Origin of the sequence: Paenibacillus aurantius (assembly GCF_032268605.1) — a bacterium.
Lineage (GTDB): Bacteria > Bacillota > Bacilli > Paenibacillales > NBRC-103111 > Paenibacillus_AO > Paenibacillus_AO aurantius.
The window spans coordinates 177,501-198,506 of record NZ_CP130318.1 but is presented as its reverse complement, the minus strand read 5'-3'; the positions used below and the strand labels follow the sequence as shown (position 1 = coordinate 198,506).

General features: G+C 55.3%; 23 protein-coding genes, 2 rRNA genes and 1 riboswitch (1 of these 26 cut by a window edge). Of the genes, 4 read left to right on the top strand and 21 right to left on the bottom strand.

Annotated features, from left to right (window positions below; genetic code table 11):
* Nucleotides 1-132: 132 nt before the first annotated feature.
* The 7 genes from ispE to MJA45_RS00880 form a co-directional block, all read right to left on the bottom strand.
* Nucleotides 133-987: a 4-(cytidine 5'-diphospho)-2-C-methyl-D-erythritol kinase gene (gene ispE, locus MJA45_RS00910; RefSeq protein WP_315605445.1), complete on the bottom strand. Its 855-nt coding sequence runs from the start codon at nt 985-987 to the stop codon at nt 133-135.
* A 222-nt stretch (nt 988-1,209) separates the two neighbouring features.
* Entirely contained in the window at nt 1,210-1,389 is a 180-nt protein-coding gene (locus MJA45_RS00905) for a small, acid-soluble spore protein, alpha/beta type (protein WP_315605444.1), read from the bottom strand.
* A gap of 126 nt (nt 1,390-1,515) precedes the next feature.
* Entirely contained in the window at nt 1,516-1,791 is a 276-nt protein-coding gene (gene veg, locus MJA45_RS00900; RefSeq protein WP_315605443.1) for a biofilm formation stimulator Veg, read from the bottom strand.
* A gap of 151 nt (nt 1,792-1,942) precedes the next feature.
* The gene (gene yabG / locus MJA45_RS00895; protein WP_315605442.1) at nt 1,943-2,851 is read right to left on the bottom strand and encodes a sporulation peptidase YabG; all 909 of its coding nucleotides are present in this window, start codon (nt 2,849-2,851) and stop codon (nt 1,943-1,945) included.
* Nucleotides 2,852-2,903: 52 nt separating this feature from the next.
* Complete coding sequence (gene rsmA / locus MJA45_RS00890) at nt 2,904-3,800, bottom strand: 16S rRNA (adenine(1518)-N(6)/adenine(1519)-N(6))-dimethyltransferase RsmA (RefSeq protein ID WP_315605441.1); 897 nt, start codon at nt 3,798-3,800, stop codon at nt 2,904-2,906.
* Nucleotides 3,797-4,351: a ribonuclease M5 gene (gene rnmV, locus MJA45_RS00885; RefSeq protein WP_315605440.1), complete on the bottom strand. Its 555-nt coding sequence runs from the start codon at nt 4,349-4,351 to the stop codon at nt 3,797-3,799. The genes rsmA and rnmV overlap by 4 nt, the downstream gene beginning before the upstream one ends.
* A gap of 140 nt (nt 4,352-4,491) precedes the next feature.
* On the bottom strand, nt 4,492-5,550 hold the full coding sequence (locus tag MJA45_RS00880) for a resuscitation-promoting factor (RefSeq protein ID WP_315605439.1): 1,059 nt from the start codon (nt 5,548-5,550) through the stop codon (nt 4,492-4,494).
* A 397-nt stretch (nt 5,551-5,947) separates the two neighbouring features.
* Nucleotides 5,948-6,131, bottom strand: a riboswitch (cyclic di-AMP (ydaO/yuaA leader).
* A gap of 280 nt (nt 6,132-6,411) precedes the next feature.
* Between MJA45_RS00880 and MJA45_RS00875 the strand changes: the two genes are divergently transcribed.
* Together MJA45_RS00875 and MJA45_RS00870 are read left to right on the top strand one after the other, a co-directional pair.
* Nucleotides 6,412-7,158, top strand: a complete 747-nt coding sequence (locus MJA45_RS00875; RefSeq protein WP_315605438.1) for an ABC transporter ATP-binding protein — start codon at nt 6,412-6,414, stop codon at nt 7,156-7,158.
* Nucleotides 7,155-8,378, top strand: coding sequence for an ABC transporter permease (locus MJA45_RS00870; protein ID WP_315605437.1), 1,224 nt, complete (start codon nt 7,155-7,157; stop codon nt 8,376-8,378). Before MJA45_RS00875 ends, MJA45_RS00870 begins: the two co-directional genes overlap by 4 nt.
* On the opposite strand, the gene MJA45_RS00865 is transcribed toward MJA45_RS00870, so the two are convergent.
* Together MJA45_RS00865 and MJA45_RS00860 are read right to left on the bottom strand one after the other, a co-directional pair.
* Nucleotides 8,371-9,138: a TatD family hydrolase gene (locus MJA45_RS00865; protein ID WP_315605436.1), complete on the bottom strand. Its 768-nt coding sequence runs from the start codon at nt 9,136-9,138 to the stop codon at nt 8,371-8,373. The genes MJA45_RS00870 and MJA45_RS00865 overlap by 8 nt on opposite strands.
* Before the next feature lie 35 nt (nt 9,139-9,173).
* Nucleotides 9,174-10,466: an HD domain-containing protein gene (locus MJA45_RS00860; protein ID WP_315605435.1), complete on the bottom strand. Its 1,293-nt coding sequence runs from the start codon at nt 10,464-10,466 to the stop codon at nt 9,174-9,176.
* Nucleotides 10,467-10,753: 287 nt separating this feature from the next.
* On the opposite strand from MJA45_RS00860, the gene MJA45_RS00855 reads away from it, so the two are divergent.
* Nucleotides 10,754-11,008, top strand: a complete 255-nt coding sequence (locus MJA45_RS00855) for an AbrB/MazE/SpoVT family DNA-binding domain-containing protein (RefSeq protein ID WP_315605434.1) — start codon at nt 10,754-10,756, stop codon at nt 11,006-11,008.
* 357 nt (nt 11,009-11,365) lie between these two features.
* On the opposite strand, the gene rsmI is transcribed toward MJA45_RS00855, so the two are convergent.
* From rsmI to MJA45_RS00805, 10 genes are all read right to left on the bottom strand, one after another.
* Nucleotides 11,366-12,289, bottom strand: coding sequence for a 16S rRNA (cytidine(1402)-2'-O)-methyltransferase (gene rsmI, locus MJA45_RS00850; protein ID WP_407083095.1), 924 nt, complete (start codon nt 12,287-12,289; stop codon nt 11,366-11,368).
* Complete coding sequence (locus tag MJA45_RS00845) at nt 12,213-13,016, bottom strand: tRNA1(Val) (adenine(37)-N6)-methyltransferase (RefSeq protein WP_315605433.1); 804 nt, start codon at nt 13,014-13,016, stop codon at nt 12,213-12,215. The genes rsmI and MJA45_RS00845 overlap by 77 nt, the downstream gene beginning before the upstream one ends.
* Nucleotides 13,017-13,175: 159 nt before the next feature.
* Nucleotides 13,176-13,511, bottom strand: coding sequence for a DNA replication initiation control protein YabA (yabA, locus tag MJA45_RS00840; RefSeq protein ID WP_315605432.1), 336 nt, complete (start codon nt 13,509-13,511; stop codon nt 13,176-13,178).
* A 25-nt stretch (nt 13,512-13,536) separates the two neighbouring features.
* A complete protein-coding gene (locus tag MJA45_RS00835; protein WP_315605431.1) occupies nt 13,537-14,340 on the bottom strand; it encodes a PSP1 domain-containing protein in 804 nt (267 codons plus the stop codon).
* Between the two features lie 2 nt (nt 14,341-14,342).
* The gene (holB, locus tag MJA45_RS00830) at nt 14,343-15,320 is read right to left on the bottom strand and encodes a DNA polymerase III subunit delta' (RefSeq protein WP_315605430.1); all 978 of its coding nucleotides are present in this window, start codon (nt 15,318-15,320) and stop codon (nt 14,343-14,345) included.
* 33 nt (nt 15,321-15,353) lie between these two features.
* Nucleotides 15,354-15,800, bottom strand: coding sequence for a YaaR family protein (locus tag MJA45_RS00825; protein WP_315605429.1), 447 nt, complete (start codon nt 15,798-15,800; stop codon nt 15,354-15,356).
* Nucleotides 15,800-16,129: a cyclic-di-AMP receptor gene (locus tag MJA45_RS00820; protein WP_315605428.1), complete on the bottom strand. Its 330-nt coding sequence runs from the start codon at nt 16,127-16,129 to the stop codon at nt 15,800-15,802. Before MJA45_RS00820 ends, MJA45_RS00825 begins: the two co-directional genes overlap by 1 nt.
* Nucleotides 16,130-16,167: 38 nt before the next feature.
* Nucleotides 16,168-16,809, bottom strand: a complete 642-nt coding sequence (tmk, locus tag MJA45_RS00815) for a dTMP kinase (protein ID WP_315605427.1) — start codon at nt 16,807-16,809, stop codon at nt 16,168-16,170.
* Nucleotides 16,810-16,869: 60 nt separating this feature from the next.
* Nucleotides 16,870-18,381, bottom strand: coding sequence for an aminotransferase class I/II-fold pyridoxal phosphate-dependent enzyme (locus MJA45_RS00810; protein ID WP_315605426.1), 1,512 nt, complete (start codon nt 18,379-18,381; stop codon nt 16,870-16,872).
* A 104-nt stretch (nt 18,382-18,485) separates the two neighbouring features.
* The gene (locus tag MJA45_RS00805; protein WP_315605425.1) at nt 18,486-18,671 is read right to left on the bottom strand and encodes a sigma factor G inhibitor Gin; all 186 of its coding nucleotides are present in this window, start codon (nt 18,669-18,671) and stop codon (nt 18,486-18,488) included.
* Nucleotides 18,672-18,864: 193 nt separating this feature from the next.
* Here MJA45_RS00805 and MJA45_RS00800 point away from each other — a divergent pair, with 193 nt between their 5' ends.
* Entirely contained in the window at nt 18,865-19,395 is a 531-nt protein-coding gene (locus tag MJA45_RS00800; protein ID WP_315605424.1) for a hypothetical protein, read from the top strand.
* Between the two features lie 286 nt (nt 19,396-19,681).
* On the opposite strand, the gene rrf is transcribed toward MJA45_RS00800, so the two are convergent.
* A 5S ribosomal RNA gene (gene rrf, locus MJA45_RS00795) occupies nt 19,682-19,798 on the bottom strand.
* A gap of 135 nt (nt 19,799-19,933) precedes the next feature.
* Nucleotides 19,934-21,006, bottom strand: a 23S ribosomal RNA gene (locus MJA45_RS00790); it runs 1,861 nt beyond the window's last position.

Sequence of the window (21,006 nt, the reverse complement as noted above, 5' to 3'; positions counted from 1 at the left end):
TTATCAACCTCAACTATGTAAAAGAAGTTAACACGCAGAGATAGATGCTTTTTCCAAGAAGAAGGCTGTCTTTCGGCGGGCAACCCGTCCCCGGTTTCCTTTTGGTCAGATCGGTCTATGGAAACCCTTTCCTTATGTAAGCAATCTTACCGCGTAAACATCCTTGCAGAAGCCGCGGAGCCCGTTATACAGCTTCTCCGCCTTCGTTTCCTTCGCCACCAGGCCGAAAACCGTAGGACCGCTTCCCGACATGAGAACACCCTCCGCACCCATGCGCTGCATGCATTCCTTGAGCTGCCGAACCTCGGGATACAGCTGCAGAGTCACGTCCTCCAGCACATTGCCGAGGGATCCGCAGAGCCGGTTGAAATCTTGGGTGCCGATAGCCTCGATGACGGACTTCGTATCCGGGTGGCGGCGGATTTCCGATGCCTTGAGCCGGCCGTATACATCCGCGGTCGAGACGTTCAGCGGGGGCTTGGCCAGCACGACCCAGCACTGGGGCGGAGAGGTAATGGGCGTCAGCTTCTCCCCCCGGCCTGTAGCGAGAGCCGTCCCTCCCTGAATGCAGAAAGGGACGTCAGAGCCGAGCTCCGCCCCAAGCGCTTTCAGTTCCTCGAGCGGGATGTTGAGGTTCCACAGCCGGTTTAATCCGCGGAGGGCGGCCGCCGCATCGCTGCTTCCTCCGGCAAGCCCCGCGGCAACGGGAATTTTTTTGTCCAGGTGAATATAGACGCCCTTGCGGACGTGATAACGATCCTTGATTAACCGGGCGGCCTGAAAGGCCAAATTCTTCTCATCCAGGGGGATATACCCCGCCTGGCTCGAGATAATAATGGTGTCGCGCGACAGCTCCTGCATCTCCAGGCGGTCCGCCAGATCGACCATGGTCATCACCATCTCGACTTCGTGGAACCCGTCCTCGCGTTTATATAGTACATCCAGGGATAAATTAATTTTGGCCGGAGCCTTTTCCATAACCTTCATGCCAAGCACCTTCTTCCGCCAACTTGTCCGTGTCTGTTTCGGCTTTAGCATATTATAACAAACGAACCTCGGAAAAACATCTTTCCGACCGCTCTCCCCATGCGGTTGGTCCACCGGCGGTTCCCGCTGTATGTCCTCCTCCAGGGGACTCGGCGGGAAGGCATAGCTCGCACCCCGGTCACAAAAAAGAGCCGCAGCGCATGCGCTCCAGCTCCCGTCGGTTTACCGCCCTTTGCGCGCCGCCTGCTCCGCCATCTGGATCGCGCGTTTGACCATGTTGCCGGCGTCCTTCGTCGTAATGCCTCCCCACCCGTCCTTCTGGATGGTATCGGCGAAGCCAAGATCCTTGGCCAGCTCGTACTTCAGCTCTTCCGACATAACTCCCCGTCTTCTGCGTCCCATGAGCCAACCTCCTTCTCGTTTTCCTTCGGTTCACGCGAGAACCGGCTGGTCCTCCCCCCTAGTATGCTTCTTTTGGGCAAAATAAAAACAGCCGGCCTAAGCCGGCTGCCGTTCTATTCCGTAAAGTTAATGCTGTAAGTAGGTGATGCGAACTTGTCCTTCATCCTGGCATACAGTTACTTCCACGGACTCGGTCAGAATGTCCGCATAACTGTAGGAAACGCGCTTGAAGGTATGCTGTTCTTCATCAAGCTTCACGATAAATACAGAAGGGTAGGTCTCTTCCAATACACCGGATCGTTCGATGGTCTTTCGTCGACCGCCGTTTGCCCGCAACATGATTTTCTGCCCGACGTGGGGCTCCAAACTGCGTTTGATCTCCAACAGCGCATTTTTAGCCATTGTCTGCAACCACCTCTTTCCACTACTCATTATAACAGGAAAAGAGGTCATTGTCAAATCGATCAAATATTATATCAATAGGCTTGAGCAGTTGTCAACGGCGTATTTCGGCAGTCTACCCTGATTATAGGGAAGGATTCTCGCTCATTGTTCACATTTTGTTCAAATTTAAACCGATTCTTGAGCCGGCTTCTTTGTTTTGGCTTACCCATTTCGCATTGGGCAGACCAAGCCGGAAGCAGCCCCTTGTTTCCACCCCGCCCACCCCTTCCAGACCGGCCAGGGTGTTCGGAAGGACATCTGACAGCTGCACGGTATCCTTAAACGGCGTAAAGGCCACCTTGGACGCGACATAGAGAGGATCCAGGGCATGAATCAGCACCCGGCCCGGGGAGCTGGCAAAGTTGGCCCCGGCATACAGCAGCGCTTCAAAATGGGACTGGCAGGCACCCGCCACCACCACCAGTCCTTCCCGGCTTCTCTCGTATTCCCTGGCCGTATGGACGGCGTTAACAAAATGGTGAGAGTTCTTGTAACTGGCCAGACTGTGGATATCGATTTCCCGCTTCTGCTTGAGAAGGCCGTCGTGACCGGTCAGTACGACAATATCCGGCTTCACCTGGGGAAGCAGCCGCTGAAGCGCCAGGGCCATGTTCGGCTCCGACACATAATAGCCGGCCGCGGGAATCCGCAGCTCCTTATAGAGAAGCAGGCACTTGCGCAAATAATTCGGATCCCCGTCCAGGTGCAGAACCGTTCCCGGCACTTCAAAATAATGCTCCGCCATCGGCAGGCGTCCGCCTGCCCGCTGTCTCGTCTCGCTGTGCCCCCGGCGGAACATGTCGAGCTGCCGAACCGACCGGTTGATCCGGTACCGGAGCTCGGCGGACCGGCGGTCATGCTCGGACGGCCGGAACGGGCTCAAATCGGAAGCGGGCGAATCGGCGAGCAGCCGGAATTCCACCCCTTTCAGCAGAACCCTTTCCCCGTCGGCCCCCTGAATCTTAAATACGACGTCCCCGCCGTAGGATTTGCGGACTACCAGATCCCCTTGCCTCATCGCATCATCGCCTCCCTGCCTTTATCCTATGGCAGGGCTGGGCGTTTGGTGTTTAGGAATTCAAATGCCGCTTCAGAATGCCGCTCAGCCGGGCATATTCCTCAATCGACAGCGTCTCTCCCCGCCGGGAGGGTTCTATGCCGCTCTCCTGGAGCACTTTGTCCAGCTTGTCCCTTTCTCCTTTGGCGAAGAAACGGCTCAGCAAATTGTTCGAAATGGTTTTGCGTCGCTGGGCGAAGGAAGCATGCACCACCTCGAAGAAGAAGCGCTCATCCTCCACCTCGACGGCAGGCGTCTCCCGGATCTTGATCCGGATGACCGCGGAATCCACATTCGGCTGAGGAATGAAGACGGTGTGCGGCACGATGGTCACGAGCTCCGGCTCCCCGTAATACTGCACCGCAATGCTCAGGCTGCCGTATTCCTTCCCTCCGGGCTTGGCGGCCATCCGCTCGGCCACTTCCTTCTGGATCATCACCACGATGTTATCAAGCGGGAGCTTCTCCTCTAAGAGCTTCATGACAATAGGCGTGGTTACGTAATACGGAAGGTTCGCCACCACGCTGATCTTATCCACGTCCGGGAAGGCCTCACGGACCAGCTCCTTCAAATCCAGCTTGAGCACATCCCCGTGAACGATGCGAACATTGTCATAAGGAGCCAGGGTATCGGCAAGAATCGGCAAAAGCCGCTGGTCGATCTCCACCGCCGCCACCCGGCCGGCGGCTTTTGCAAGCTGTTCCGTCAGGGCTCCGATGCCCGGGCCGATCTCCAACGCCCCGCGCGTCCGGTCGAGTCCGGCAGCGGATACAATTTTATCCAGGATGTTAAGGTCGATCAGGAAATTTTGCCCCAGGCTTTTCTTAAGGGAGAACCCATGCTTCGCAATAATTTCCTTTGTTTGGCTGGGAGACGCGATGTCTCCCCGTCTGCTCCCCGTCTGGCTCATGGCGCACTCTCCTCTTCCTCGTCCATCCGGCGGTAGGCCTCGATGAACTCTTCCCTCGATATCTGAAACATGCGGCAGCGCTTGTGAAACTGCTTGCCGTTGGCATAGCCGATGCCCAGCAGCCGGCCCATCCGCATCCTGCGGCTCGCGGCCTCCGGATGAACGACCAGGCCGGCGTCGATCATATCTTCCCACGTGATCTCCGACTCCGCCCGCTGGAAATCGGTCTTAACGTTGTCCAGGGCTTTACGGATCACCTCGGGAGGGGCATTCTCCACACCGATGTCGCCTTTATGGGTAGCCTCCTCCCGAGAGAGAAAGGCATGCTTGCAGCCGGGAACGCGGGCCGTAATCAACCGGCGGAGCTTCTCTCCGGCGTGATCGGGATCGGTCAGGATGATGACCCCCCGGCGCTTCTGGGCGAGCTCGATGCGCCGGTAAACGGCTTCGTTGATGGCCGAGCCGCCGGTTTCAATCGTTTCGGCGTCCACCGCCCGCCGGATCGCGGCCGTATCATCTTTGCCTTCTACGACAATGACTTCTTTGATCATGTATGGATCCTTTCTTACGCACAAAAAGAAGAGGTTCGACGCCTCTTCTTACGATTAAGTATAGTATAACAGAATCAATCCTGACGTATACCATCCGGGAGCTTATCCGTCTCCCGGGCGGTTGGATGCCTATATAAGAGTTACTCGCCTGCCGGCTTGTTAGGGCCGATCACATAGACGGTAAACCCTCTCTTTAAACCAAATTTCTGGGCGTACGCCTCGCTGTCGAAGTAGACATCAATCTTGTTGCCTTTGATGGCGCTGCCTGTATCTTCCGCTCTGCGGTAGCCGATGCCGTCAATGTAAACCCACCATCCCAGCGGGATGACGTTAGGATCCACGGCGATCGTACGGCCTTCGGTAACGGTTGTTCCGGTAGCCGTTTTGCCGTATCCGGCCATGCCGGCGGATTTACCGGTCGAAGCCGGGCCGGCGGAATAAGCGGTAAGCGTAGCATTATTGATGATCTGCTTATACGAAGCAGGAGCCCCTGCTTTGGTGACGGTTTTCGCTTTTGGTGCCGGTGCTGCTGCAGCTGCCGGTGCTGCTGCGGGAGCAGGCTCTGGTGCCGGTGCCGACAAGGCGACTACCGGATTTTTAGTTCCCAGGGCAACGATCTTGTTAACACTTGGGGTTTGGACCGCTTCTCCAAGCGGGTTCTGAGCGACGAGCTTGCCGTCCTCAAAGACCTTCTCGGTCTTAATAACTTTGGTTCCTTCCTTGCCTTCTTGAACCGTTTGTTCCTTGCCCTTCAACAGGTTGGCGTCCTGGCGCGTTTCCGTGGTAAAGGCGATCGGCGCTTGCTGCTCTTCGACTTGCTTCTTAACTCTTACAATCTTGACATCGGTATTGCCGGTAACGCCGGCTTCCAGGGACGGGGTAATCCGGTCTTCCGTTCCCAGGGTAATATCCAATTCGTCCAAAAGACTCGAAACCGTCTTGGCCGTCGTGTACACGGTCCGGGTTTCCCCATCTGCGGTCAACTGCACCGGGGATTTCTGAACGATCGTAAAGGTCGCACCGTCCTTGATTTTCGTGCTGAGGTCGGCGGATAGCTTATCGTGCTTCCCGATTACAATAGCTTGTTCATCCAGTAGGTGCTGCAGGTCCAATTGCTTTGTCTTCACAATGGTTTCCTTGCCGTTCACCACCATTGATACGCTTTTGGTAGCCGTACCGTACAACAACATGAAAAACATGAGGATTACGCTGAGTGAAAAGAGAGTGAAAAAACTTATCATTCGAACGTTTTCATGATTCCAACGCAATGCGAAGGACATGCTGGATGATCGTTTTACATGGGGGTTCTCATACTGAATTGCGCCCACTTCTTCGGTCCTCCTTCAAAGCCTCGCCGTCGACTGTTATGCATGATTATATCTGACGCGACTAAGGGTTTATTTGTACTTTCTTTACGCCAATTCCCGTTTTCGTAAATCGAGTAAAAACGGCAATCCTTGTACTACATTCACCTCCGTGGGTTAAAGTGTGAGCCCGAATGGGACAAAATGGCTTTTTTGGACAACAAAAAAAGCCATAAGAAGAGGAACCTTCTCGTGGCTTTAGCTCATTAGCTAGTAGACAAGCCCGATCAACGTTACCTCTCTCTTCACGCTTACGAGGTTAGCTGACGGATTCGGACAAGAGAGTCGCCCTACTCAGGTCTGCCAAAGACAAACCTGTGATTCACCCCTTTAACCATGATGCGATCGAAAAAGTTCTTCGACCGACCATTTACGGTTCCCCCGTTTCCCATATGGAAACTCAGCGAAATTGGAAAATTGGCATCGGTATTAAGTTATCATGAATGTATGATACGCTGTGAAAGAGAACCTGTAAAGAGGTATCGGCCCGAGAAAAGAAGAAAAATATAACCGATTTAAGGCAAAAAGGAACGATTTCGGAAAAACACACCATAATTATCTCTTTATATCTCGGTTTATCTCCGCTTATTGCCTTCTTTTGAGTTAAATTTTGATTAGGACCTGGTAAAGATTATACTATTCTCGAAATCATGGCGTGATTTTTAGGGTTTATATACTGTCGAAGCGGGTGATGAATTGGAAACGATTTTGCATCTAAAGGGGCTCTATGGGGGGTATCTTCTCAATAAGCCGGTGCTGAAGGATCTGCACTTCTCGGTGGCCAAAGGGGAGATGGTCGGGCTCATCGGCTTGAACGGGGCCGGCAAAAGCACCACGATCAAGCATATTCTCGGGCTGATGAAACCGCAAAAGGGATCCATCGAGGTGCTCGGCCAAACGCTTGGCGACCGGACCCCAGGACACCGCACCTCCATCGGCTATGTACCAGAAAGCCCCGAGCTGTATGAAGAGCTGACCATCCGGGAGCATCTGGAGTTGACCGCTATGGCTTACGGGCTCGACCGCCAAATATACGAAGAACGTGCCGGCAGGCTTGCGGAGCTCTTCTCCATGCAGGATAAGCTCGGCAGCTTCTCGGGCCACCTCTCCAAGGGCATGCGTCAGAAGGTCATGATCATGAATGCGTTTCTTGTCGAACCTCCGCTTTACATTATCGATGAGCCGTTCCTTGGGCTTGATCCTCTTGGAATCCGGTCGCTGCTCGAGCTCATGGTTTCCTTCAAGAGAGCGGGAGCCGGGTTTCTGATCTCTTCGCATATTTTGTCAACGATTGAGAACTATTGCGAGAGATTTGTCGTTCTCCACCGCGGCGTTATCGTGGCTCAGGGGACCCTCGAAGAGATCCGCGCCGCCGCGGGGATGCCGGGAGCTTCCCTGGACAACGTCTTCTTCGAGCTTGTCGGGGGAGGCGGGAAAGGATGAACGGCTTCGAAACGCTGTGGAGGACAAGAAGACAAGCCTTCCTCCGGGAGACCTCTATTTATTGGAGGGATGTGGGCCGAAGCGGCTTTTTCTCTATCCTGATCCTTGCCCTGATCGCCGGAATCTACGGATATGCCAAAGCTCTGAAGACGCTGCCCCCGGATTTCCCCTACTTGTGGATCATCCTTCCGCTGCTTGCCCTGACGGTGGCGTCCGGGCGCATCCGCACCTTCTTGCGGGAGGCCGACCGGGTGTTCCTGCTTCCGGCCGAGGATCGGCTGCAGGGGTATTTCCGGCTTTCGTTCCGCCACAGCTTCCTCATGCAGGGCATCCGGCTTCTCCTGGTGCTCTTGGCGGTGTGGCCGCTGTATCACAAAGGGGCGGGGACGGGCGCCCTTCCTTATTGGTGGCTCGCCGCCTTTCTGCTTTTGACGAAGTGGGCCGGCCTTCTCACGGTCTGGCAGCAGGCACGCTGCGTTTCCATCCGGCACGGCCGCCTCATCGCCGCTTACCGGTGGGCGGCAGGCACGATGGCTGTTTACGGCCTTTTCCGCTTTCCGCTGCCTTATGCGTTCCTTCTTCTGCTCGGATTGGCGCTGACTGGCGTCTTGCTTATCCGCAGCCTTCCGAAATTCCGCATTCCTTGGGAAGCGCTGCTCCGGTACGAGAAGGCGCAAAGGGATCTCTATTATCTTTTTTTCAGCTGGTTCACGGATGTCCCGGCCCGGCCGAATTCCATCAAAAGGCGGATGCTCCTCCCCCGGCTGACCAAGCTTCTGCCGTTTGAGTCCTCATCCGCCTTTTTGTATCTGTATGCCCTGACGTTCCTGCGCTCCGAACTAAGCTCCATCTATTTGCGGCTGCTTGCGGTCGGAGCGTTGTTCCTGATCTTGTTCCAGGGGGAGCTGGCCCAGGTGATCATCTATGGTCTCGCCCTGCTGATCGCCGGGGTGCAGCTGGCCGCTCTCGATCAGGCGCACCGGTACTCCCCTTGGATTCAGCTGTATCCCGGTGGAGAACAAGTGCGGATCCGTGCCGTCACTACCCTTGTGCTCATCGCCTTACTCGTGCAGGCCCTTGTCTTAGGAGCGGCTTCCGCGCTTTCCGGCACCTCATTCTCTCTCTCGGCGCTGCTCACCGCAGCCGGTCTTGCCTACGCGTTCGGATACGCCCGCCTTCTCCTTCCCCGCCGGCTGACCCGGCGGGCGGAGCTTATTTAAGCTTCAGCAGCCGGACGGCGTTCTCCGTCGTGATCCGCGCAAGCTCCTCGTACGGGATGCCCTTCAGCTCCGCGGCGGTTTCGGCGACAAGCCGGACATAGCCGGTCTCATTCCGCTTCCCCCGGTACGGATGCGGAGTGAGGTAAGGGCAGTCCGTTTCCACCAGCAGGCGGTCAAGAGGGGTTTTCTCCAGCACCTCTTTCGGCTGCCGGGCGTTCTTGAACGTAACCGGTCCGCCGAAGGACAGATGAAAATTCATATCGAGGCACTGCTTCGCCGTTTCCCAGCTGCCTGAGAAGCAGTGCATGATACCCCCCACCTCGGCCGCCTTTTCCTCCTTCAGCACCTTCAGAATATCGTGGTGGGCTTCCCGGTTGTGAATGACAAGGGGAAGCCCTACTTTGCGGGCGAGCCGGATCTGTTCGCGAAACACCCGGTCCTGCACATCCTTCGGAGACGTGTCCCAATAATAATCCAGGCCGATTTCTCCGATGGCCACCACCTTTTCATGGGCGCACAGCTCTTCGATCCATTCCAGATCCTCCGGCCTCATGTCCTTGGCGTCCTGCGGATGCCAGCCGACCGTCGAATAAATAAAATCATACCGCTCCGCCAGCTCCAGAGAGCTCGGGATCGTTTCGCGGTTGAAGCCTACGTTGACGATTCTCGTCACTCCATTATCCCGCGCCCGGGCAATCACCTCGTCGCGGTCTTCGTCAAAATCCGGTGAGTTCAAGTGTGCATGGGTATCGGTCAGCATGGTATCTGTTCTCCTTTCCTAACACGGTCTTCCGCCTATTCGGGCTTTCCCGGGCGAAGAATTCTCTTCAGCTCTTCCGGAAAAGACGGGTCCTCCAAAAGCTCCTCCGGGAAATACAAGTGGTGCTCTCCCATATGAATGCCGCTGATCGAGCGAACGATCTCGGACTTCAGGGAAATTTCGACAAGCTCCTCCTTGTGGTCCAGCAGCAGAATGGGCAGCTTCTCCTCCACCTCCCCCGGACGGTACACATCATAGGGCAAATCCGTGGCGAAATCAATTTCGAGGTAATATAGAGGATCCCATCCCGCTTTGATCATCGCCTGTCGAATGGACTCGAGAACGGAAGAATTCTCGCGGTGATCCAGCTCGATATAACGGAACAGTTTACGGTTAAGAAACCGGCGGCACAAATCGGCGAGAACGGGATCGTCCTCCTCCTGCCATAGGGTGAACATCGTCTGCATCACCGATTCGTCCAATCCGTGATAATCCTCCACCGTCAGTCTCTGCTCCAGAAGCGCGCGAATGGGGGGGAGAAGGAAGCCGAAGGAGTACGCCTCTTCATGGAGCTGCTTGGCTCTTCCGAAGATTTTGCTTAGAAGAATTTCCGCGCTTCTCGTAACGGGATGAAAGTAGATCTGCCAGTACATTTGGTACCGGGACATCAGGTAGTCCTCCACCGCGTGCATCCCGCTGTCCTTCACCACTATCCCTCTCTTATACGGACGGAGCACCCGGAGGATGCGGTCGAGATCGAAGGTTCCGTAGTTCACCCCGGTAAAATAAGCGTCTCTCAGCAAATAGTCCATGCGGTCGGCATCGAGCTGGGACGAGATCAGGCTGACGACAATAGGCTCCCCGTACGTTTTGCAGATGACATTGGCCACCTTCCGGGGAAAGTCTTCCTCCACCTCCCGCAGGATGGCATTCACTTCGGTGTCGCCCAGAATGATCCGGCACGACCATTCCTCATGATGAACGGTAAACGTCTGCTCGATGGAATGAGAGAAGGGGCCGTGCCCGATATCGTGCAGCAGGGCCGCACACAGGCACAGCAGCTTCTCCTGGCGGGGCCAGTCCGGGTATTCGTTTCGTTCGAATTGGGAGATGATTCTCCGGGTAATCTCGTACACACCCAGAGAATGGGAGAAGCGGCTGTGCTCCGCGCCATGAAAGGTCAGAAAGGAAGTGCCCAGCTGCCGGATTCTTCTCAATCTTTGGAATTCCTTGGAATTAATCAAATCCCAGATCGTCTTCTCCTGAACGTATATGTACTTGTGAACCGGGTCTTTAAAGACTTTTTCTTCTTTCAGCAGCTTGTCCATTCTCCACACTCCTCCATCTTTCGACATTCGACTTTCGCGTTTGTCGAAATTTGTCGTAATAAATCTTCCAATTGTTCTATGAAGCTAACTGGCTCTAACGCCTTCTATTAGAATTTATCAACGAAAAACACCCGTAATCAAGCCTATTTTACGGTATAAAGTCACAACTCTATCACATACCATATTTTTCAAGTCCAATTAAGTTGACTATTTTGGGAATGGTTGGTATCATGATTTTAAGAACGATGTCGAATTGTGACGATAATTATGTCGGAGGTAGACGTGATATGATGAAATCTACAGGTATTGTTAGAAAAGTCGATGAATTGGGCCGCGTGGTGATTCCTATCGAGCTACGCCGGACATTAGGTATCGGCGAGAAGGACGCTCTTGAAATCTACGTGGACGGCGAACGCATCATGCTGAAAAAGTATGAACCTGCCTGCATCTTCTGTGGGAATGCGGAGAATGTTACATACTTCAAAGGAAAAATTGTTTGCAACGATTGTGTATCCGAAATGCCGGTGCCAGCCGCTAAATAATTTGTTAGTGTCTAATTTATCCATTTGGTGTATACTATAAATATCCTATTGGTATTTCTAACCTTTTCTATATCTCCTTTCTTCCCTAAGCGTAACGGCTGGTGATTTTCACTTTGCTGCTTAGGGATCTTTTTTTGTCCTGAGGTGCCGACTGCCTCTAACGCAATCAGCCTTGCGAGTAAGAAACGGGGTCCTTTCCCGGCTGCTCTGTCGGCAAGACCGCTATACGGATGCACGCGATTCGAGCTATCTATAGTGGGTTTATTCTTTGCGAGAAAGGAGCAGGGTCCTTTCCCGGTTACTCTGTCGGCAAGACCGATTAACGGATGCGCGCGATTCGAGCTATCTCCAGTGGGGTCAGCCTTTGCGAGAAAGGAGCTCGTTGTAAATATCCCGCTTGGACACGCCCCGGTCGGCAGCCGCCCGTTTCATGGCGCTTTTGCGGTCCTCTCCCTGCTCCTCGTAGCGCTCCACATGCTCGGCGACGCTCAAGTCCTTCCACCAGGCCTCCTCCGTAGAGGCGGCCCCTTCTCCCCGGTCCACCACCAGGCAGTATTCACCTAGGGGAGGATGCTCCTCCAGATGAGCGAGACACTCGTCGAACGTTCCGCGAACCGCCTCCTCGTAGCGCTTCGTCAGTTCCCGGACCAAGGCAACCCGACGGTTGCCCCATACCTCCCTCATGGCGGCGAGGGTCTTCGCTACCCGGTGCGGGGACTCATAGAACAGCAGCGTAGCGGGAACGGAAGCGAGACCGGCCAGCTCCTCGTGAAGCTTCCGGCGCTCCCGGGGAAGAAAACCGGCGAAGAAGAAGCGGTCTGTCGGAAGCCCCGAGATGATCAACGCCGATAGAGCAGCATTCGCGCCGGGCACGGGAATCACGGCAATGCCTTCTTCCACCGCCTCACGGACGAGCTCATAGCCCGGATCGGAAATGCCCGGAAGGCCCGCATCCGAGACGAGCGCCACCTTCGCTCCTTCGGCAAGGAGCCGGATCAATTCCCTTCCGCTCGCCTCCTTGTTGTGCTCATGATAGCTGACCAGACGGGTGCCGATGTCGAAATGAGTAAGAAGTTTCCGTGTCTGCCGCGTATCCTCGGCCGCAATCCAGTCCGCCTCCTTCAACGTCTGAACGGCCCGGAAGGTCATGTCCTCCAGGTTCCCTATTGGCGTCCCCACCAGGAAGAGCATGCCCTTCCCCGTCTCATTCTGAAAGCTCTTCTGGATGTTCACGTTCTTCCCTCCTGTTCCCGGCCTCCGGCTTTCCTGCGGGGCCTCCATAGTAAATCTCCATCAGCTCATCACAATAGTCCGTCCGATTTTTGTAGACGATTAGCGGCGGAAGCAGCCGGACGTCGGGCTTCGCGTCCCTCATCGCTTCCACAAGAATCATGTTCGCCTCTTCTCCGGCGCGGGGATGAACGAACCGCAAGCGCTTCGGCTCCAGCTTGTATTGCCGCATAAGGCAGAGGATGTCCGTCAGCCGGGAGGGGCGGTGTACCATGGCCACCTTTCCTCCGGTTCGCACCAGCTTGGCACAAGCGGCGATCACCTCCTCCAGCGTGCTGTAAATTTCGTGACGAGCGGCGGCAAAATGGGGGTTACCGTTCTGCTCCCCCGCCACTACCGGCAGGTAGGGCGGGTTGACGGTCACCAAATCAAACACACCGTAGCCGAAGTGGGTATGGCTGTTTTTCAAATCCTGGTGAAGCACCTGGATCTGCTCTTCCAGCCGGTTAATCTTGACGTTGCGCTCCGCCATATCGGCGAGCCTCTCCTGGATTTCCACCGCCCAGATCGGGGCCTTCGTCCGCGTGGTAAGCAGCAGTGGAATGACCCCGTTGCCTGAGCATAGATCGAGAATCCGGCCGCGCACCGGCACTGAGCAGAAGCGGGCCAGCAGCACGGCGTCCATGGAGAAGCTGAACACGTCGTCGCTCTGTATGATTTTCAGGTCATTGGTTAACAAATCGTCCACACGCTCGGTCGGTTGGAGCGGGATCGTCATGGTAGGGTCCTCCTTCCGGAAAGGGACGTCACTCCTCGGGAGGCGGTCTTCCGGGTAAGCTGGCAGGCTTGCCGCATTTCAAAAAAAGCCGTAGAGATCCGATCTCTACGGCGAACGGGTATGAAGGGCATGGTTTGCGAGGTACCACCCTCAGCAGCCCTATTTATTAAGAAAGGATAAGCAGAAGAGACAATCCCCTTCGGTTCGAAGATGGCCGTAGTACACGTTGCAGATATGAAAGCCTTCGTTATACAACCGGGCCAGGTTGTCATAGCCTTCTCCAATGACCGCCGTTTCTTTCTCCGACGGCTGTTTGGCTTTGACAGGCTCCTCCTTGGACAAAAGCTTGCGCAGCTGTTCATTCTCCTGAGTAAGCCGGTTGTTCTCCTCGAGCAGTTCCACGATGGTTTTCTTCAACGAACCAAGTTCGGTATGGGTCAGCCCCATCCTCTCTTCCATTTGTTCCACTTGAAGGAAAAGATTTTGTTTGTCCACGGTTTCACCTCAGCGATTAAATCGGCTACTCTTGCTCCGCCACGTCATCCGACGGCAATTCGACCACCTTTCCCGTTTCAAACAGGTGCACCTTAACCAGCCTTTCCCCGGTATTGAGGCTCAGCACCTTGCCGGCTCCGTGGGAGGTCAGCACCAGCTTGCCTACACGCGGCAGCTCGTCCTTAACACTTTCATAGTTATCATGCTCATATTTCAAGCAGCACATAAGCCGTCCGCAAAGACCGGAAATTTTGGTGGGGTTGAGAGAAAGATTCTGGTCCTTCGCCATCTTGATGGAAACGGGCTCGAAATCCCCGAGGAACGTCGAGCAGCACAGAATCCTTCCGCACGGCCCGATTCCGCCCAGCAGCTTGGCCTCGTCGCGAACCCCGATTTGGCGGAGCTCGATGCGTGTCCGGAAGATGCTTGCCAGGTCCTTAACCAGCTCACGAAAATCGACACGTCCTTCGGCGGTGAAATAAAAAATGACTTTGTTGCGGTCAAACGTATATTCCACATCGACCAGCTTCATCCGCAGGCCATGCTCCCTAATCTTGTTCTGGCAAATGCCGAACGCGTCGACGGCAGCCGTCCGGTTGCCTTCCACCAGCACGGCGTCGTGATCGTTTGCGATCCGGATCACTTTCTTGAGCGGAAGCACGACATCGTTCTCCGGAACTTCTCGTTTGCCGATGACGACTTTGCCGTATTCCAGTCCGCGCGCGGTATCCACAATCACATTATGGTCCTTCTCCACGGGAAGATCGATAGGGTCAAAATAGAAGACTTTGCCGGCTTTCTTGAAGCGCACCCCTACTACAGAATACAAAACTATCCCCCCTGTATATCAATCAGCAGCTTTTCCAAAGCGAGCTGAGCATTTGCATGAAATCGCAGTCTTTTCTGGGCTTCTACAATCTTCTCGATTCCCCCAACCCAGAATTTAGCTTCCTTACTCAAGGCGAGCCTCGCCAGCTCGTCCCTCTGATCTATATAAACGACATTATCTTGGTTGCCCACCTGCAGATGAATCATATCCTTGAACCAGAGAATCCATAAATCCAACAGGGCCGGCACGCGCTCGGCCAAATCCGTCTTGATGACCTTCTGCTGGACGGTCAGCAGCGCAGCCGGGAACCGCGTCAGCGTTTCCCTGGCCAATTGTACCACTACGTTTCTTGCCTCAGCAAACCAGGGAGCCTCGACCAGCTCCCGGGCTGCCTTCATCCCCGCGGCCAGCTGCACGGCCGGAAGCACCAAAGTCACCGACAGGCCGTCCTCCTGGAGACGGGCGGCCATGACTTTCGGGTCCATCGGAACGAAGGGAATTCCCTGTGCCCTCGATTGAATGGTGGGAAGCAGCGCATGGGCGTTCTCGGTGATGAGAATGGCCATGATGTCCGACTGGGGTTCTTCCAGGAACTTCAGCAGCGAATTGGCGGCCTGAACCGTCATTTTATCGGCTTCGTTCAGGACATAGATCTTCCTCTTCGAATCCGTAGATTTATACGAAAAGCCCTTTTGGAGCTCCCGGATCTGTTCAATCTTAATGGATGCTCCATCCGGCTCCACCCAATAGAAATCGGGATGGTTGCCGTGTTCCACCTTCCGGCATTCAATGCATTGGCCGCAGGCGTCGTCCTCTCGCTCCAGGCAATAAACGGCCTGGGCGAGCTTGGCTGCCATCCGCTTCCGTCCGGACCCGCTCGGTCCGCTGAATATATAAGCGTGGGACAGCTTGTTATTCCTCAGGCCGTTTCGCAGAAACCGTTTGGCCTGTTCCTGCCCCGCGATTGTATCAAAAGACATTATGCTTCGCCTCGCCAGGTAATCAGACTTCTATTAGAAAAACAAATTAATCAGCATCCCCCGGATTTCTCCGATCTTCTGCAGCAGTTCGATCCTTCCCTGCTCTTGGTCAAGCAGGTCGTCGGCCATTCCGACCAGCGCCTCATCGATCTCCTCCAGCAGCTTATAGCGCTTCGTCCGGCCCCGCCGGTCCCACCCGCGGGTATCCCGCAGTACGATTCCGCGCCGGGCCGTCTCTTCGAGAAACCGTTTTACGAGCAGCTTATACTGCCTCAGCTCCCGCACCGTCATCGCTTTGGAAAGCCGCTCCCCTTGAAGATGAATTTGCTCCATAATCCGGTTCAGCTCCTCGTGAGAGGCCCGGACGTCCTGGTGCTGCATCATTTCTGAGAACGATTTCTGCTGCACATGGGCGGGGTTGGAGCTGTCCGGCAGCTTGATGTCCTTGCCAAGGGGCCTCCAGCCCGGGTTGATCTTCATCAGAAATGCTCGAATCGCTCAACCGGCAGAACAAAAACCGCAGCGCCGCCGACCTGTACTTCCACCGGGAAAGGAATATACGAGTCCGTCGTTCCCCCCATAGGAGAGACCGGCGTAACCAATTGATCGCGTACCTTGCAGTTAGCCTTGATGACCTGCATCACTTCCTGGGTCCGCTCATCCTCGATCCCGATCATGAACGTCGTATTGCCCGCTTTCAGGAAGCCTCCGGTACTGGCCAGCTTCGTTGCGCGGAATCCCGCCTTGATCAGCGCATTGGACAGACGGTTGCTGTCCTTATCCTGTACGATCGCTACAACCAATTTCATAACATTACCTCCTTTATTATTATACCTTATCCCGTCAACTAAAGGGGCAGCAATTGAAGGCAGTCTTCCAGAATCTCAGCAAAAATGGCATCCGGACTCCGGTCCGCCTTCACCAGCCTCACCCGCACCGGCTCCGCCTCCGCTATCGCAAAGAAGCCTTCCCGCACCTTACGATGGTACTCCAGCCCTTTTTGCTCGATGCGGTCAAGCACGGCCGGACTCCCTCCGCCGGCCCGGTTCAAGAGCCTCTCCCGGCTTACCTCGGGGGAGACATCCAGCAGGTACGTCCGGTCCGGCTTTAATCCGGAGGTGGCGAATCGGTTGATGGCCTCCACCGCCTCGCGGTTCATACCAAGCCCGTAAGCCTGGTAGGCCACGCTCGCATCCACGAACCGGTCGCATATCACGAGCCGGCCTTGCTCAAGCGCGGGAAGAATTTTCTCCTGCACGTGCTGGGCGCGGGATGCCGCATACAACAGCACCTCCGACGGATCCGCCATTTCTTTGTTCTCGGGGGAAAGAATAATTTCGCGAATCTTGTCGCCGATCGCGGTTCCCCCGGGCTCCCGGGTGACCAGCGGGTCCTGCCCCAAGCGGCGCAGATGCTCGGCCAGCCGGTGCAGCTGTGTCGTTTTACCGGAACCGTCAGGTCCCTCAAAGGTTATAAATACGCCTTTCACATGTGCCTCCTGCTGTCGGTATAAGTGGTATCGCATGGCTCTTCTTGCCTCATCGCCCTACTATATAGTATGCGGGCTAATCGGGGCGTTCCATCCGTTTGGTCCATCTTCTTCTATCTGTAGAGTTCGAAGCTGCGGATCGCGGGCCCCTTGAAAGCGGGCGCCCCGATCCCGGAGACCGGCGAGCTCCTTCACCGCCGCCGCGGTAATCCGTTCCCCGGGATAAAGCACCGGGATGCCTGGTGGGTAAGGAATGACCATCTCCGCCGCCACGCGGCCGGTACACTGCTCGAGTTCCAAGGCTTTCACCTTAGTGGAGGCTCCCGGAACCGGTCTGGCAAAAGAAACGGGCGCCGATAAAGGAAGAAAAATCGGCTTATTAGGGATATTCGTCGAAAGAAGGCCGTTTTCCTGCTTATTCGGCGCTTCTTCCCTTGTTATCTTATGCAGCGCTTCGAGCAGGCGGTCTGCCTCTTCCTTCGTCGTAGCGAGGCTGCAGCATAACAGCACATAGCGGATATCCGCCATTTCCGCCATGCAGCCGCAGGCTTCCAGCTTTCCCTGCAGCTCGAAGCCGGAGAGGCGATTTCCCTTCATCCTAAGGGTGAGCTTAAAGGGATCGAGCGCCGAATAAGAAGCCGCCCCGTCACGGTCGATCATTTCCCAGTCCGGCATCTCCCGGATTTCCCGCCGGAGCTGGCGCAGGACCCGAAGACCACTCTCGATCCACTCTTCCCCTCTTGTATGAAGCTGGCGCCGGCTGAGATCCAACGAAGCCATCAGCGGATAAGAAGGGCTGGAGGACTGCACCACCCCGAGGTTATGTCGAATCAGGTGCCGGTTGACCCGGCTGCCCTGCAGGTGCAGCATTCCTCCCATGGTGAGGGCGGTCAGCATTTTATGAGTGGACTGGACCACAGCGTCCGCCCCACAGGATAAAGCCGAGGGAGGCAGGTCCGGGTGAAAGCCGAAGTGAGCCCCATGGGCTTCGTCCACCAAGAGCGGGATCCCATGGGAATGCGCCAGCCGCGCGAGCTCCGTCAAATCGGCTGCGAGTCCGTAGTACGTCGGGTTTGTGAGGAAAAGCCCTTTAGCCTCCGGGTAGGCAGCCAACGCCCGCTCCACCTCTTCCACGCTTACCCCGAAGGTCAGTCCGCTTGCCCTGTCCCACTCAGGTGTCAAGAAAACAGCCCGGGCTCCCGCTAGAGCGAGTCCGTTAAGTACTGATTTGTGCACCGTTCGCTGAACCAGCAGAAGTTCCCCCGGGGCGCAAACGGACAAGATCATAGCCAAGTTCCCCGCCGTGCTCCCATTCACCAGAAAGAAGCTTTCCTCCGCCCCGAAGCATTGGGCCGCCAAGGCTTGCGCTTCCTTAATTACCCCTTCCGGCTGGTGCAAATCGTCCAGTCCGCTAATCTCGGTAACATCCAGTTCCATGACGGAGCCCAGATAAGACTCCGCGGCCGGGTCGAGACCTTGCCCGTTTTTGTGCCCGGGGACATGAAAGCTCGCGGTCCTCCGGTTATGATGCTCCACCAATCTATCGTAAAGCGGTGCCTTGTGCCTGTTCATTCGCTGCCCTCGCTTTGGCCATCGTCATTAAAAAAAGAGAATAAGCCGCCGGCCTATCCTCTTTTACTATATGAAAAAAACGCATGACGATAAAGTCTTTTCTCTCATGCGTTCTTCTTGTACCAGATTTGCCTCATTTGATGAATGAAAAAAGGATACTTCTCGTCGCGCACATCCGTCTGAACCATTTCCGCTTCGCATTCCACGCAGATAAACTCCGTCACAATATGGATGCCTTCCCTGCCCGTTTCTCCGCAGATGATGCACGTTCCGCCGGTTTGCTGCTCCATTTCGATTCACCTCAATCTTGTTTTCTATAAGTATACCCGAAAAGAAGACTTCTAAACTTCCCTCCCCTTTCTATATTCCTATGATAAAGCACCCGGTCCGGTGTCTGTACCACAAAAAAATTTTAGGCGGCCGCCTTGTTTCGACGGGCTTCCGTGCCGATATATAAGGGGTATCTTACTGACGGAGGACCCTATGAAAGAACGCGGACTTTCCACCGATTCGACCATCTACAATTATACTCTTGTACGCAAGGTGAGCCCGAGGTTTCCTCATTCGCTTGGGCACCTTCTTTTTCTCGCGGCCGGCTGCCTTGCCATTCTTCCCCGGACCGGAGGCTGGAGGGGATTGCTCTATCTCGGCGTCTCTCTTGCAGCCGTTTCTCTATGGCAGGGCAGCATTCTCTATCTCTACTTATGGTTTCGAGGAAGACCGCCCGGCGCTGCTTGGACTTATCACTGGACCCTGCCTTGGCTCGGTTGGCTGCCGGCCGGCTTTCATTCCTTCTCGGGCTTTGTCAAGCTGCTTGGCCATCTCACGTGGGTCGGCCTGGCCGGATTGAGCCTTACGTACCTATGGCTTCCCCGGGAAGCCTATGCTCTGCTTCTGTTCGTGCATCTGTGGATGCTGCACCCCCGCTACATCCTTTTGCTGAAGTTCCGTAAGCTGAAGAGAGGCGGCCTTATCAAGGTTCTCCAAAAGGACGTCTCCTACTATTTGTCGTGACGGGCCGATTTCTAACCCTCTTACTTCCACTATTGAAAAAAAGCCTATCTGGCATCAAGCCCGAGAGGCTTTCTGCCTCGTTGGACCAGCGCATTTCTAAGACAGGCTTCGCCGTGGTCTAAGCACCCTCTTCGCTGGAACAGCAAAAAGCCCCTCTGGCTTTAACCAGAGAGGCTTCATTTCGCTTGGCCATCTACTCTCCCAAGACAGGCTCCGCCGTGGTCAAGTCCCCTCTTGCTGGAATAAGGAAAAGCCCCTCTGGCTTTAACCAGAGAGGCTTCATTTCGCTTGGCAACGTCCTACTCTCCCAAGATCCTGCGATCTAAGTACCATTGGCGCTGGAGGGCTTAACGGTCGTGTTCGAGATGGGAACGCGTGGTTCCCCTCCGCCATCATCACCAAACGTCAGAGTTTGCACCCTGAAAACTGGAATCGAAGTTTACGTTGTTTCATCCTTTGCTCCCCTACTTCGTGCTCTCGGGGTCCCCGAAAAGTAATCGGAATCACCTTCGAAGCCTCTGCTTCACTTTTTGGGGTGTAGATTAAGCCCTCGACCGATTAGTATTCGTCCGCTGCATGCCTTACAGCACTTCCACGCCGAACCTATCTACCTCGTCGTCTACAAGGGGTCTTACTAATTGGGAAATCTCATCTTGAGGGGGGCTTCACGCTTAGATGCTTTCAGCGCTTATCCCGTCCGTACTTGGCTACCCAGCGGTGCTCCTGGCGGAACAACTGGTACACCAGCGGTACGTCCATCCCGGTCCTCTCGTACTAAGGACAGCTCCTCTCAAATTTCCTGCGCCCGCGACAGATAGGGACCGAACTGTCTCACGACGTTCTGAACCCAGCTCGCGTACCGCTTTAATGGGCGAACAGCCCAACCCTTGGGACCTACTTCAGCCCCAGGATGCGATGAGCCGACATCGAGGTGCCAAACCTCCCCGTCGATGTGGACTCTTGGGGGAGATAAGCCTGTTATCCCCAGGGTAGCTTTTATCCGTTGAGCGATGGCCCTTCCATTCGGTACCACCGGATCACTAAGCCCGACTTTCGTCCCTGCTCGACCTGTACGTCTTGCAGTCAAGCTCCCTTCTGCCTTTGCACTCTGCGAATGATTTCCAACCATTCTGAGGGAACCTTGGGGCGCCTCCGTTACACTTTAGGAGGCGACCGCCCCAGTCAAACTGCCCGCCTGACACGGTCCCTCTCCCGGATTCACGGGAGGAGGTTAGAACCTAGATACGATCAGGGTGGTATCCCAACGTCGCCTCCTCACAAGCTGGCGCTCATGATTCTCTGGCTCCCACCTATCCTGTACAGATCGTACCCAAGTCCAATATCAAGCTGCAGTAAAGCTCCATGGGGTCTTTCCGTCTTGTCGCGGGTAACCTGCATCTTCACAGGTATTAAAATTTCACCGGATCTCTCGTTGAGACAGCGCCCAAGTCGTTACGCCATTCGTGCGGGTCAGAATTTACCTGACAAGGAATTTCGCTACCTTAGGACCGTTATAGTTACGGCCGCCGTTTACTGGGGCTTCGGTTCACAGCTTCGCTTGCGCTAACCGCTCCCCTTAACCTTCCAGCACCGGGCAGGCGTCAGCCCGTA